This window comes from Pseudobutyrivibrio xylanivorans (genome assembly GCF_008935055.1).
In the GTDB taxonomy this organism is placed as follows: domain Bacteria; phylum Bacillota; class Clostridia; order Lachnospirales; family Lachnospiraceae; genus Pseudobutyrivibrio; species Pseudobutyrivibrio xylanivorans_A.
The window spans coordinates 1,932,159-1,945,558 of record NZ_CP043028.1 but is presented as its reverse complement, the minus strand read 5'-3'; the positions used below and the strand labels follow the sequence as shown (position 1 = coordinate 1,945,558).

At 42.0% G+C, this 13,400-nt stretch carries 12 protein-coding genes; all 12 read left to right on the top strand.

Features of this window, described 5'->3' with window-relative positions; all coding sequences use genetic code 11:
- Positions 1–7: 7 nt before the first annotated feature.
- The 12 genes from metK to hpt all read left to right on the top strand — a co-directional run bounded on the left by metK (position 8) and on the right by hpt (position 13,396).
- Positions 8–1,189: a methionine adenosyltransferase gene (gene metK / locus FXF36_RS08875; RefSeq protein ID WP_151623412.1), complete on the top strand. Its 1,182-nt coding sequence runs from the start codon at positions 8–10 to the stop codon at positions 1,187–1,189.
- A gap of 67 nt (positions 1,190–1,256) precedes the next feature.
- A complete protein-coding gene (locus tag FXF36_RS08870) occupies positions 1,257–2,402 on the top strand; it encodes a sensor histidine kinase (protein WP_174819733.1) in 1,146 nt (381 codons plus the stop codon).
- Positions 2,395–3,084: a response regulator transcription factor gene (locus FXF36_RS08865; RefSeq protein ID WP_151623411.1), complete on the top strand. Its 690-nt coding sequence runs from the start codon at positions 2,395–2,397 to the stop codon at positions 3,082–3,084. The genes FXF36_RS08870 and FXF36_RS08865 overlap by 8 nt, the downstream gene beginning before the upstream one ends.
- 107 nt (positions 3,085–3,191) lie before the next feature.
- A complete protein-coding gene (locus tag FXF36_RS08860) occupies positions 3,192–3,851 on the top strand; it encodes an RluA family pseudouridine synthase (RefSeq protein WP_151623410.1) in 660 nt (219 codons plus the stop codon).
- 12 nt (positions 3,852–3,863) lie between these two features.
- On the top strand, positions 3,864–6,146 hold the full coding sequence (locus FXF36_RS08855; protein ID WP_151623409.1) for a GGDEF domain-containing protein: 2,283 nt from the start codon (positions 3,864–3,866) through the stop codon (positions 6,144–6,146).
- A 107-nt stretch (positions 6,147–6,253) separates the two neighbouring features.
- Positions 6,254–7,693 carry a proline--tRNA ligase gene (gene proS, locus FXF36_RS08850; RefSeq protein ID WP_151623408.1) on the top strand — a complete coding sequence of 480 codons (1,440 nt, stop codon included), beginning with the start codon at positions 6,254–6,256 and terminating at the stop codon, positions 7,691–7,693.
- Complete coding sequence (locus tag FXF36_RS08845; protein ID WP_151623407.1) at positions 7,689–9,020, top strand: CCA tRNA nucleotidyltransferase; 1,332 nt, start codon at positions 7,689–7,691, stop codon at positions 9,018–9,020. The genes proS and FXF36_RS08845 overlap by 5 nt, the downstream gene beginning before the upstream one ends.
- A gap of 70 nt (positions 9,021–9,090) precedes the next feature.
- A complete protein-coding gene (locus tag FXF36_RS08840; protein ID WP_167511339.1) occupies positions 9,091–10,281 on the top strand; it encodes a hypothetical protein in 1,191 nt (396 codons plus the stop codon).
- 261 nt (positions 10,282–10,542) lie between these two features.
- Positions 10,543–10,815 (top strand): non-specific DNA-binding protein Hbs, encoded by a 273-nt coding sequence (gene hbs / locus FXF36_RS08835; RefSeq protein ID WP_028234604.1) that lies wholly within the window; start codon positions 10,543–10,545, stop codon positions 10,813–10,815.
- 165 nt (positions 10,816–10,980) lie between these two features.
- Positions 10,981–11,220: an RNA-binding S4 domain-containing protein gene (locus FXF36_RS08830; RefSeq protein WP_090155384.1), complete on the top strand. Its 240-nt coding sequence runs from the start codon at positions 10,981–10,983 to the stop codon at positions 11,218–11,220.
- Positions 11,221–11,229: 9 nt separating this feature from the next.
- A complete protein-coding gene (tilS, locus tag FXF36_RS08825; RefSeq protein WP_151623405.1) occupies positions 11,230–12,879 on the top strand; it encodes a tRNA lysidine(34) synthetase TilS in 1,650 nt (549 codons plus the stop codon).
- Complete coding sequence (hpt, locus tag FXF36_RS08820; protein WP_151623404.1) at positions 12,872–13,396, top strand: hypoxanthine phosphoribosyltransferase; 525 nt, start codon at positions 12,872–12,874, stop codon at positions 13,394–13,396. The genes tilS and hpt overlap by 8 nt, the downstream gene beginning before the upstream one ends.
- Positions 13,397–13,400 lie beyond the last annotated feature (4 nt).

Genomic DNA, 13,400 nt, shown 5'->3' with positions numbered 1-13,400 from the left:
GTCGAAAATGGAAAAGTTACTTTTTACTTCAGAGTCAGTAACAGAAGGCCATCCTGATAAGGTTTGTGATGCCGTATCGGATGCCATCCTCGATGCTTGCTTAGCTGAAGACCCAATGAGTAGAGTAGCTTGTGAGACTGCTTCATGTACAGGTTTCGTACTTGTTACAGGAGAAATCACAACAAAGGCTCAGCTCGACGTTCCAGCTATTGTTCGCAAGACTCTTCTTGAAATCGGTTATGACGATGGAAAGAAAGGCATTGATGGAAACTCTTGCGCTGTTATGGTCGCTCTTGATCAACAATCCGCAGACATTGCAATGGGTGTTGACAAGGCTCTTGAGGCAAAGGAAGGCTCACTTACAGATGACCTGGATACAGGCGCTGGTGACCAGGGTATGATGTTCGGTTTCGCTACAAACGAGACAGAAGAGCTCATGCCTTATCCTATTTCTCTTGCTCATAGACTTGCTCTACAGCTCGCAAATGTCCGCAAAGACGGTACACTTAAGTACCTCCGTCCAGACGGAAAGACACAGGTTTCTGTAGAGTATGACGAAGCTGGCAAGCCAGTTAGACTTGAAGCTGTAGTTTTATCTACACAGCATGATGAAGATGTTACTCAGGAACAGATTCACGCAGACATTAAGAAGTATGTCTTCGATCCAGTCCTTCCAAAGGACATGATTGATGCTAAGACAAAGTTCTACATCAATCCAACAGGCCGCTTTGTTATCGGTGGCCCACACGGTGATGCTGGCCTCACAGGCCGTAAGATCATCGTTGATACATACGGCGGATACGCTCGTCACGGCGGCGGTGCATTCTCAGGTAAGGATTGCACAAAGGTTGACCGCTCAGGTGCTTATGCAGCTCGCTACGTTGCAAAGAATATCGTTGCCGCAGGCCTTGCAGCTAAGTGCGAGATTCAGCTTTCATACGCTATCGGCGTTGCAGAGCCAACATCTATCATGGTAGATACCTTCGGAACAGGTAAGCTTTCAGATGAGAAGCTTGTTGAGATTGTTCGCGAGAACTTCGATCTTCGTCCAGCAGGTATCATCAAGATGCTCGACTTACGTCGTCCAATCTACCGTCCAACAGCTGCTTATGGTCACTTTGGCCGTACAGATGTTAAGCTTCCTTGGGAGCAGACAGACAAGGTAGATGCTTTAAAGAAATATCTTTAAAATTATCAATATGATATAATAAAAGCAGTCCATATGGACTGCTTTTATTATATCTGGAGACTGTTTTATGAAACTAAAAAACCGCTTAATAATATCATTTTTTATAATAACCATTGTCCCAGTTTTAATTTTCAGCACGTTGATGCTTACCATAAGAAGCTTGGTACAAGATGCGGCTGAAAGACAGATAATAACAAACGAGTTTGTCCATGCAGTTAAGAACTATATGGATGATAGTGGTAAATTTAATGAGCTGGTAGTTAGTTTTTGTATTGCTGAATTGATTATCTTGATACTGACTGCCGTAATTATGATAGTCTGGATATACCGCGGTATCGCACCACAACTGAAAACTCTAAAAGCGGCTGCCAACAATGTAAAAGAAGGCAATCTTGATTTTAGTGTAGCCAGTACAGGAAAGGACGAAATGTCGGAGCTTTGCAATGCTTTTGAGGATATGAGAGTCCGACTTAAGAATAATGCTAAGGACAGGTTGGAGGATGAGGCAGAACAACGAGCTCTCATTTCAAATATTGCCCATGACCTGAAGACTCCAATTACTGCAATCAAGGGATACGCAGAGGGAATGCTTGATGGTGTGGCAGACACCCCTGAAAAGCGTGAGAAATACATCCGCACCATTTACAACAAGGCCAATGAGATGAATACGCTCATCAATGAGTTGACCCTGTATTCAAACATCGATACAAACAAAATTCCATATAATTTCCAGAAGCTTAATCTTCATGCTTATTTTTCTGACTGCATCGAGGAGTTGGGAATGGATTTGGAAAATCAGCATATTCGCCTTGATTATGCGAATTTTGTTGACCCAGATGTGCTTATAATTGCCGACCCAGAGCAGCTTGGACGAATTATTCATAATATCGTCAGCAATTCTGTGAAGTATATGCGAGCAGATGTTGCAAGTAAAATCGCCATCACGATTAAGGATGTGGGAGATTTCGTACAGGTTGAGATAGCGGATAATGGCAAGGGAATCGCCACACGGGATTTGCCTTATGTTTTTGATAGATTTTATCGAGCAGACACTTCCAGAAATTCTGCAGCAGGTGGAAGTGGAATCGGTCTTTCTATTGTTAAAAAGATTGTTGAGGACCACGGCGGAAAGATTTGGGTTACCAGCAAGGAAAATGAAGGTACGACAATGTACTTTGTAATCAGAAAGTATACGGAGGTAGCGTATGAGTAGAATTCTTATAATCGAGGATGAGGAAGCAATAGCGGAGCTTGAAAAGGATTACTTGGAGCTTTCTAACTTCGAGGTGGATATAGAAGCAGATGGCGAGAAGGGTCTGCAGAAGGCCTTGGCTGGTAACTATGACATGTACATTCTGGATTTGATGCTTCCTGGAGTGGATGGTTTCGAGCTTTGCAAACGAATCCGAGAGGTGAAAAATGTGCCAATTCTTATGGTTACAGCAAAGAAAGAAGAAATCGATAAAATCAGAGGTCTTGGCCTTGGCGCAGATGACTATATTACAAAGCCATTTTCACCAAGCGAGCTGGTTGCCCGTGTAAAGGCACACCTTTCCCGCTATGAACGCTTGGTTCAGTCACCTGCAATCAAGAAAAATGAAATCAGTATAAGAGGCCTTCGAATTGATAAGGCCAGCCGTAGAGTCTGGATAAATGGCGAGGAGAAAATCTTTACAGCGAAAGAGTTTGATTTACTCACATTTTTAGCTGAAAATCCAAATGTTATTTACTCAAAGGAACAGCTTTTTGAGACCCTTTGGGGAGAGGAGTCCATTGGCGATATCTCAACTGTGACAGTGCACGTAAATAAAATTCGTGAGAAAATAGAACTTAACACTTCAAAGCCTCAGTATATCGAGACAATTTGGGGCGTAGGTTATCGCTTTAAGGTTTAGGAGATTGGAACCTGAAAATGTGACTAATGTGTGAAAAATACACAAAACACAGAATTTAGCACTTTAAAAGTGTTAAGATAAATTAAAGTTTTACAGGGGGAAATGTAATGGTAGACGTAATTTTTGAAGATGCCAGTATATTGGTGTGTTATAAGCCTGCGGGGGTAGCAACACAGACAAGAAATATTGGCGAAAAGGACATGGAAAGTGAGATTTCCAACTATTTAAAGGGCAAGGGGGAAAGCCCTGAGATTCATGTGGTTCACAGACTTGATCAGCCTGTTGAGGGCGTGATGGTTTTTGCTAAGACTAAAGAGGCAGCAAATAATCTTACAAAGCAGATAGCGGAGCATAGCTTCAAGAAGCGCTACTACGCTATTATAACCAGGGAATCCTTCCCAGAGGAGGGGCAGCTGGTTGATTATCTTGTTAAGGACAATCGCACCAATTTATCAAAGGTAGTTAAGGCGTCTGATCCTAGAGCAAAGCGTGCCGAGCTTGAGTACCACACAATAGACCAGTGGGACGATAGAAAGCTATTGGACATCGAGCTCCACACAGGCAGACATCATCAAATCAGAATACAGCTTGCAAGCCGTACCGCACCAATTCTTGGTGATGTAAAATACGGTGGCGCAGCAACAGGAAGAAATCTTTCACTTTGCTCTTGGTTTATAGGCTTTACACATCCGACCACGGGCGAATCAATGAGTTTTAAGTGCACTCCTAGAGGCGAAGACTTCAAGGATAGCAAAGTTGCCAGCTAAGGGGGATATCATTTGATTAAGCTATACGTACTATTTTTTCTGCTTACCGTATTTATCATGCTGGCTTGCGTGGTTTATATTGCAACCAGGCATATCATTAAAAAGAACAAGCTGAATATTTCAATCATTCAGCTGTTAATTGTGGGTATAGTCACAACTTTGGCCTATTGCCTTGCGATAACTGCCAGGGAAGAGCTTTATGCAGAGCTTGGATATGCCACGTATTTTGCTGGTATTGACTGGATCTTGATAACCTTTATGTTTTATGCCCGGCATTATACTAAAATTTGGCAAGATACATACGCAGCACCGCTGATAACCACAACGATTGCGGTAATCGACAATATCAGCATTTTTCACAACTTCAAATGGCATCATGCTTTTATGCTTAAGCAGGTTACGATTGGTGAAGACTGGTTCTATTCCTTCGCTATCAACGATTATTATGTGGTCCACTTGGTGTTCTGCTATATCCTGGTGGCTCTAATAGTGTTGATGTTTGCCCAGAAAACACTGCAGACAAGCGGATTTCACCGAAATCGATATCTATCGATTTTGGTGATGTTTACTGGAATTATTTTGTTGAATGTGCTTTATCTGTTCTTCGATTATCCGGTGGATGTATCAATTTGTCTGTATTCAGTGGCATCAATTTTTGTAAGTTATTACACATTGATGTACAATCCGAAGACGTTTGTGGAGTTCATGCTCAGCACCATTACCGAGCGAATGGAATGTGCCTTGATTTCCTTTGATGAGAATGATTCCTATATCTATTCTAATCAGGTTGCCAATAGAATGTTTTGCCAAAGTGGTGATAAGAAGCTGCTTGAGGAGCGTTTCAGAAAATGGCGAGAGGGTAAGGATGCAAATTCAATCTCCAATGCTAATTGGAATGATATTTACAACATAAATGGTGATGAATACCGTTTCGATGTACACTTCAATAAGGTGTACGATAAGAAGGGATTTTACTGCGGTTGTTACTTTTCTTTCTATGATGTAACAGGAGATTTCCTGGCATACGAGGAGGAAAAATATCGCAACAGTCACGACAGTCTGACCGGTGCTCTGAAGCGTGAGAGCTTCTACGAGGAGGTTAGACGCATTCTGGATGAAAACCCTCACACAGAGTATGTAATGGTTTGCACCAATATTAAGGGTTTCAAGCTTATTAATGATATGTACGGTGTGGATGAGGGCGATAAGCTTCTTATCAGATGTTCGGATTTGATTCGCGAGAAGATTTCTAGTGCATCGGCATTTGCCAGACTTGAATCCGACAGATTTGCAATTCTTATGCCAAAGAATCGCTACAGCGAGGAACTGTTCATGACTGGTATGAACCAGGTAAGCCATTTTATGAACAACTCTCAGTATAGAATGGTAATTTTGGTAGGTGTCTATGATATTTTCGACAGACATGCTACTGTTGTTTCCATGTGTGACGGTGCATTCCTTGCAATAGATTCAATAAAGGATAGCTTTAAGAATAGCATCGCATACTATGGTGATATGCTCCGCAGGGAATATATGAGTGAACAGAAAATCCTTGGTGAGTTCGAGGAGGCCTTGCAGACAGGGCAGTTTGCCATGTTCCTGCAGCCGGTTGTTACAACTGACGGCAGAATGACACTTTGCGAAGCGCTTGTTAGATGGATTCATCCAAGCCGTGGAATTATTGCACCGGTGTCATTCATTCCACTTTTGGAGCGAACAGGATATATCTACAAGCTGGATCAGTACATTTGGGAACAGGCTGCAAAGCGTTTGGCATACTGGACCTCTTTAGGTCATGACGAGCTTTCAATATCTGTAAATGTTTCCGTGAAGGATTTTTACTACATGGATATCTACGATACCCTTGTTTCGTTGGTTGAAAAGTATCACATTGATCCTTCAAGACTGAAAATCGAAATCACCGAATCGATTTTCATGACCGAAAAGGAGCGTCAGATAGAAATAATCACATCTCTGAAGGAATACGGATTCCTCATTGAAATTGATGATTTTGGAAGCGGTTATTCTTCACTTAACATGCTGAAGGAGGTGCCGGCCGATATATTGAAGATGGATATGGCCTTCCTTTCTGTGGATAAGAATCAGAACAGAGGCCGCAAGATTGTAAATACAATCATAACTCTTGCAAAGGCTCTTGGAATGATGGTTATTATCGAAGGTGTAGAAACAGAGGAGCAGCTTGATTACCTTAAGGGCACAGGAGCTGACTACCTGCAGGGATACTATTTCAATAAGCCACTTCCGGTGAAGAAGTTCGAGGACATATATTTATAGTGATTTTACACAGGTCCACCCTATCAAAGGGGTGGACTTGTTTTTACTTTTGGTATAAAATAGTGAAGCTTATATAGATTTTATAAATAAAAAGTAAGGAGAAAAAAATGGCACAGGAAAAAAAGCTGGTAGAAGCGATTACCTCTATGTCAGAGGATTTCGCTCAATGGTATACCGATGTTGTTGTTAAGGCTGATTTGATTGCATATTCATCAGTAAAAGGATGCATGATTATCAAGCCCGATGGGTACGCTATTTGGGAAAACATCCAGCACGAGTTAGACAGAAGATTCAAGGAGACAGGCGTTCAGAACGTATACATGCCTATGTTTATCCCGGAGAGTCTTCTTCAGGTTGAGAAGGATCATGTTGAGGGGTTTGCACCAGAGGTAGCTTGGGTTACACACGGTGGTCTTAACCCGCTTCAGGAGCGTCTTTGCGTTCGTCCTACATCTGAAACTCTTTTCTGTGATTTCTATAAGGATATTATTCACTCTCACAGAGATTTACCAAAGGTTTACAACCAGTGGTGCTCAGTAGTTCGTTGGGAGAAGGAGACACGTCCATTCCTTCGTTCTAGAGAGTTCTTATGGCAGGAAGGCCACACAGCTCATGCTACAGCAGAGGAAGCAGAGGCTCGTACAGTTCAGATGCTTAATCTCTATGCAGACTTCTGTGAGGAAGTGCTTGCTATGCCTGTAGTTCGCGGACAGAAGACTGAAAAGGAGAAGTTCGCAGGTGCTGAGGCTACATATACAATCGAGGCGCTCATGCACGATGGTAAGGCTTTACAGTCTGGTACATCACACAATTTTGGCCAGAACTTCTCAAAGCCATTTGGTATTCAGTACTCTGACAAGAATAATCAGCTTCAGTATGTACATCAGACATCATGGGGCATGACTACACGTCTTATCGGTGCTATCATTATGGTACATGGAGATGATTCAGGTCTTGTACTTCCACCACGTATTGCACCTACACAGGTTATCGTTATTCCTATTCAGCAGAAGAAGGAAGGCGTACTTGAGAAGGCTGCAGAGGTTTGTGAGAAGCTTGGCAAGACTATGCGTGCTAAGCTTGATGATTCAGACAAGTCACCAGGTTGGAAGTTCTCTGAGGCAGAGATGCGCGGTATCCCTGTTCGTGTAGAGCTTGGACCAAAGGATATTGAAGCAGGCAAGTGTGTACTTGTTCGCCGTGATACACGCGAGAAGATTGAGTGTCCACTTGATCAGGTAGAGGCAAAGGTTGCAGAGCTTCTTGAGACAATCCAGAAGGATATGTTTGAAAGAGCAAAGGCACACCGTGACAGCCACATCTGGGATGCTCACAACTATGCTGAGTTTACAGAGATTGCAAACAACAAGCCAGGTTTCATTCGTGCTATGTGGTGCGAGGACGAGGCTTGTGAGAACAAGATAAAAGAAGATTTAGCTGTTACTTCACGTTGTATGCCATTCAACGATCAGGAGCAGATTTCTGACGTATGTGCATGCTGCGGTAAGCCAGCTAAGAAGTTAGTATATTGGGGTAAAGCTTATTAATATGAATTTACCAGCAGACGTTCAAAATATTATATCGATATTAGAATCTAACGGACACGAAGCCTATGCAGTAGGCGGCTGTGTCCGTGACTGCATTCTAGGGAAAAATCCTCACGATTGGGATATTACCACCTCGGCTTTGCCTGAACAGGTCAAAGCCTTATTTAAGCGCACTTTTGACACTGGCATTGAGCATGGTACTGTTACTGTACTTATGCACGGTGTGGGCTACGAGGTTACTACCTATCGTGTTGATGGTAAGTATGAGGATGGTCGTCATCCTAAGGAGGTTACCTTCACAGCTTCTCTTGAGGAGGATCTAAAGCGTCGCGATTTCACTATTAATGCGATGGCTTATAACGATACCAAGGGACTTGTTGATTTATTTGGTGGAGAGGCTGATTTAGAGGCTGGAATTATTAGAGCTGTTGGAAATCCTATCGAGCGTTTCACTGAGGATGCTCTTCGTATGCTTAGAGCTCTCAGATTTTCCGCACAGCTTGGGTTCGAGATTGAGGCTGATACTTATCAGGCGGTATGCGACTTGGCACAAACCTTGGAGCGTATCAGTGCGGAGCGTATTCAAGTGGAGATGGTGAAGCTTGTGACATCTGAACATCCAGAGAGGATTCGTCAGGTGTATGAGACTGGACTTACCAAGATATTTTTCCCAGAGTTTGACGCAATGATGCAGTGCGATCAAGTGAACAAGCATCATATGTATTCAGTTGGTGAGCATACTATTGTTTCAATGGGATTAGTGGCGCCGGAAAAGGTGCTTAGACTCGCTATGATGCTTCACGATATTGCGAAGCCTGTTTGCAAGACTACTGATGACAATGGACAGAATCACTTTAAGATGCACCCAGTAAAGGGGGCTGATATGGCACGGACTGTGCTTCGCCGTCTGAAATTTGATAATGATACAACGGACAGAGTCTGCAATTTGGTTAAAAATCACGATGACAGGCCGGAGATAAATGAGCGGAATGTCCGCAGAATGATTATTCGTGTTGGGCAGGAAAATTTCCAGGATTTATTAGCTGTGAAACGGGCAGATTTACTGGCTCAGTCCATGTATCATCGAGAGGAAAAGCTTGCTTATGTGGATGAGCTGGAACAGGTATTTAACAGTATTATTGCAGCAGGGGATTGCCTGAGAATCAAGGATTTAAAGATTAACGGCAAGGACTTGATAGAGATGGGTGTTCCTCAAGGACAGCGCATCGGAGAGGTTTTAAAGGCTATATTTGATGAAGTTGTGGATAATCCACAATTAAATGACAGACAAATTCTGTTGGATATGGCGAAAAATATGATAAAATAATCCCATGAGAGGGATTTTCACGAAAAAATGGTTCAATTTCATATTGATAGTATCCACTAGCGGAGTGGTTTTGACTGGTTGCAGTAATCATCCTAACAACGCAACGGTCCAAAACTATACCGGCTCAGCCATCCTCAATAATCAGGAGCAGGCTGAAGTAGTGGAGGCTGATTCACAGACAGAGAGCGAGGAAGAGCCGGAGTACGAGAACCACGATTTGTATATTGTGGAAAATCTTGATATGACTGAGGAGACCATTGCTCTCTATTCAGTTTCAGAAGACAAATTACTTCGCTATAACTACAATATGACTACAAAATTCTTAGATAAATATGGCGGCAGCAGCTCCTGGGCTGAGTTTACCACAGGAACAGTTGTTAATATTGGTGATTTGCTGCCAGCTTCTGGTGCTCTAAGTCAGATTCAAAAATCCGATGATGTTTGGTATTTTGAAGATATCAAGAAATATACCATAGACGAAGGGCGAAATCTTATTAATATCGACAATAGAAATTACAAGCTGACAGACTCAACGAAGGTTTATTCAGATTCAGAAAAGGTCCTTATTTCTAGCATAAGCAAGGGTGATAAGATTACAGTAATTGGAAAGGACAAAGAGGTTATATCTATAGCTGTAACCACAGGACATGGCTATTTGAACATAGCAAATACCTCTCTTTTTGATGGAAGCCTGATATTTATTGGAAACAAGATTGTCTCTATGGTAAACGGAAATGAGACAATTGAGGTGCCTGAGGGAACCTATAAAATTACAGTAGCAAATAATGGTTGGGGAGGTTCAAGAGAATATACTGTAAAACGTGATGAAAATATTCTGGTAGACCTTGATTCCATGAAGGGGGATGGACCATCTTATTGTATGATTACCTTCCTTGTAACTGTGCCGGAGACCTATGTATATATTGATGGAACCATGATAGATACAAATGAGCCTCAATATGTGCAATATGGAAACCACAAGCTGGTGGTGAGATGTAGTGGGTATGAACCTTGGAACAAGACTTTGGTGGTAAATTCTGAAAGTGCAGAGATAACTCTTGCCATGGAAGCAGAGGATAATTCTGTGACTGAAAATGTGGCAAATACGACAGAGAATTCAGAGCAGTCAGAAACATCAGGGGAGACCACTGAAAATGTACGAGAGGAGGAGACTGCAGGCAGCGCAATTAAGAACGATTATGATTACGAAGTTGACTATTTATCAACGATTTCTGACCTGATAAGTAACCTCATGAACTAAGGAAAATCTGATTATTTGACAAATCACCGATAAATGTGTGAAAAAAATGTGAAATCCTAGGAAAATCAAGGGTTTGTAAATGGTAATAGTGCTTAAAAATTACGCAAAAAATTTGTAATAATCCATAAAAACCTTATAAAATGGGGATTTTTGGGGTCAATGTGTTGACACTGCTATTTAAAACAATTATAAAGAATATTGTAGTTATTAAGGATTTCGGTCCCAAAATAAAAATAACAAATTCTCGAGGAGGAATAAGTAATGAACAAGACAGAATTAGTAGCAGCTATCGCTAGCAAGGCTAACATTTCTAAGAAGGACGCTGAGGCTTCTGTAAAGGCTTTCACAGAGGTTGTAGCTGAAGAGCTTAAGAAGGGGGAGAAGATCCAGCTCGTAGGCTTCGGTACATTCGAAGTTTCTGAGAGAGCAGCTCGTACAGGTAGAAATCCACAGACAGGCGCTGAGATGAAGATCCCTGCATCTAAGGCTCCTAAGTTCAAGGCTGGTAAGGCATTAAAGGATTCTATCAACTAATAACTTTTGGAATCATCTAGGGTTCGGCAGTGCCGGACCCTTTTTTTAAGGCCGGCGCATGTTACGGCTACAATCCTTAGATACTCTTTGTCGGACTAAATGTCCTTACAAAGAGCACTAAGAGATTGATGCCTACATGCTTGGGTTGAGAAAAGAGGTAGGTACATGAGATTAGATAAATACTTAAAAGTAAGTAGACTGATAAAACGACGCACTGTGGCAAACGAAGCTTGTGACAGCGGGCGTGTACAAATTAATGGAAAAATTGCGAAAGCATCCACTGATGTTAAAATTGGTGATATAATAGAAATAGCATTTGGAAACAAAAATGTTAAAGTTGAGGTCCTGGATATACAGGACACTACTAAAAAGGATGCAGCTGCAGACCTTTTCAAGTATCTTTAATTATGGGTTATGGCGAAGAAAAAGAGAAATAATGTTAGAAGACGAAAGAAAACCTCTACAGGTAGAATATATGTTGCAGTAATCATGCTTTTCATGATAGGCGTGATGATGGTGCAGGTTGTGCGTCTCTACGACAAGAATGAGGAGCTCAAGAAAAAGGAAGAGTCTCTTCAGCTTGAACTTGATGCAGCCAATGAAAAGGGCCAGCAGTTAAAGGAACAGGAAGAATACGTCGGCAGCGACGAATATATAGAAAATGAGGCTTCACAGAAGCTTGGACTGACACATGACAATTGGATCATTTTTAAAGAAAACAAGATTAGGGAGTACATCGACAAAAATGATATGTTATCTAAAGGCGACAGAGTGGTCTTGGGTTTATCCGGAGGACCTGATTCTGTGTGCCTTTTTTTTGTACTCTTAGGACTGAGGGATGAATATGACCTGACAATTTATGCCCTCCATGTAAATCATTGCATAAGAGGCGAGGATGCAGATGGCGATCAGGCCTATGTGGAGGAGCTTTGCAGGCAATTCGAGGTGCCTGTTAGAACTCTTAAAATCGATGTACCAGCATTGGCAAGAGAATCCGGCAGAGGCCTTGAGGAAGAGGCACGCCTAGCAAGATATCAGGCATTTGAGGATTATGCTAAGGAATTGGACAATGACGGACATGAAACAAAAATCGTCATTGCTCACAATGCAGACGATAATGCTGAGACTGTTCTTTTCCACATGGTAAGAGGTTCGGGACTTGATGGTATGTGCGGAATTGCACCTAAACGAGGCAGAATTATTCGTCCTCTTCTTGAGGTTCCAAAGAAAGAAATTATGGAGCTCTTGGAAGAGAATCAGATTGATTACTGCATAGATGAGACTAATTCAGATGTAAATTATGACAGAAATAAAATCCGACACAATATAATTCCAGAATTTCAGGACATCAACCCTAAAGCTTTGACACATATTACCGAAATGACTAATAGACTGACTGAGGTAGCTGAGTATATTTCTATCGAGGCGCATGGTCTTCTTCAAATTGCAAAGGAGGATGGCGATAAGCTGCGAAAGCGAACCATTGCCACTGCGCCAAGGGTTATTGCAAGTCAGGCACTGAAGGACTATTTGAGCAGATTTATGCCTCAGCAAAAGGATGTTAGTGCAACTCATATAGAGACAATTCTTGGCCTTTTAAACGAGGACGGAGAGCGTCAGGTGAAGCTTCCATATAAAAAGACTTTGATTATATCTTATGAGACTATATATGTGGTGGAAGATGAAGGGGGTGAAGCGGAGAGTGGAGAACCCTTAGAATCGGATTTTTCCTTTAGAGAATTCGATTATGAACAGGGCGTGAAATACCCTACAGATACCTATACTAAATGGTTTGATTGTGATAGAATAACGGATAATGTTGTTATAAGAACCCGTGCTGAAGGGGATTATCTGACTATAGATGCAGTAGGAAATCATAAATCCATTCAGGATTATTTTGTGGATGCAAAAATCCCTCGTCACCTTCGTGACACGATTCCTCTTGTTTGCGATGGAAGCCACGTTATGTGGGTTGTCGGATATAGAATCAGCGAATTTTACAAAATCTCTAATGATACCACTCGCGTCTTAGAGATAGTATATGGAGGAACACAGAATGAGTGAGAACATCAGAGTCCTTTTACCAGAGGATGAATTAGCTGCCCGTATTGCGGAGCTTGGAGCACAAATCAGCAAGGATTACGAAGGTGAGACAGTATTTTTGGTTTGTATCCTTAAGGGTGCTTCATTTTTTGCCTGCGAGCTTGCTAAGAGAATTACAGTGCCAGTTATCATTGATTTCATGGCTACATCAAGCTACGATGGAGGCACCGTATCATCGGGCGTGGTAAAGGTAAAGAAGGACCTTGATTTAGATCCAACAGGTCAGAACGTTATCATCGTGGAGGATATCATCGACAGTGGAAACACTCTTAATTACCTTGGCCAGCTTTTCAAGGAGCGTGGCGCTAAGTCAGTTCGCATGGTGACAATGCTTGATAAGCCGGATCGTCGTGAGGTTGATGTTCACGTTGATTATACAGGCTTTACAATCCCAGATCAGTTTGTTGTTGGTTACGGTTTGGATTATGATCAGAAGTATCGTAATCTCCCATATATTGGCGTAGTTGAGCTAGACTAGGAGG

Bases quoted from the DNA above. Each gene is read 5' to 3' on its own strand.
- metK (WP_151623412.1), top strand. From the start codon at position 8: ATGGAAAAGTTACTTTTTACTTCAGAGTCAGTAACAGAAGGCCATCCT.
- FXF36_RS08870 (WP_174819733.1), top strand. From the start codon at position 1,257: ATGAAACTAAAAAACCGCTTAATAATATCATTTTTTATAATAACCATT.
- FXF36_RS08865 (WP_151623411.1), top strand. From the start codon at position 2,395: ATGAGTAGAATTCTTATAATCGAGGATGAGGAAGCAATAGCGGAGCTT.
- FXF36_RS08860 (WP_151623410.1), top strand. From the start codon at position 3,192: ATGGTAGACGTAATTTTTGAAGATGCCAGTATATTGGTGTGTTATAAG.
- proS (WP_151623408.1), top strand. From the start codon at position 6,254: ATGGCACAGGAAAAAAAGCTGGTAGAAGCGATTACCTCTATGTCAGAG.
- hbs (WP_028234604.1), top strand. From the start codon at position 10,543: ATGAACAAGACAGAATTAGTAGCAGCTATCGCTAGCAAGGCTAACATT.
- FXF36_RS08830 (WP_090155384.1), top strand. From the start codon at position 10,981: ATGAGATTAGATAAATACTTAAAAGTAAGTAGACTGATAAAACGACGC.
- tilS (WP_151623405.1), top strand. From the start codon at position 11,230: ATGGCGAAGAAAAAGAGAAATAATGTTAGAAGACGAAAGAAAACCTCT.
- hpt (WP_151623404.1), top strand. From the start codon at position 12,872: ATGAGTGAGAACATCAGAGTCCTTTTACCAGAGGATGAATTAGCTGCC.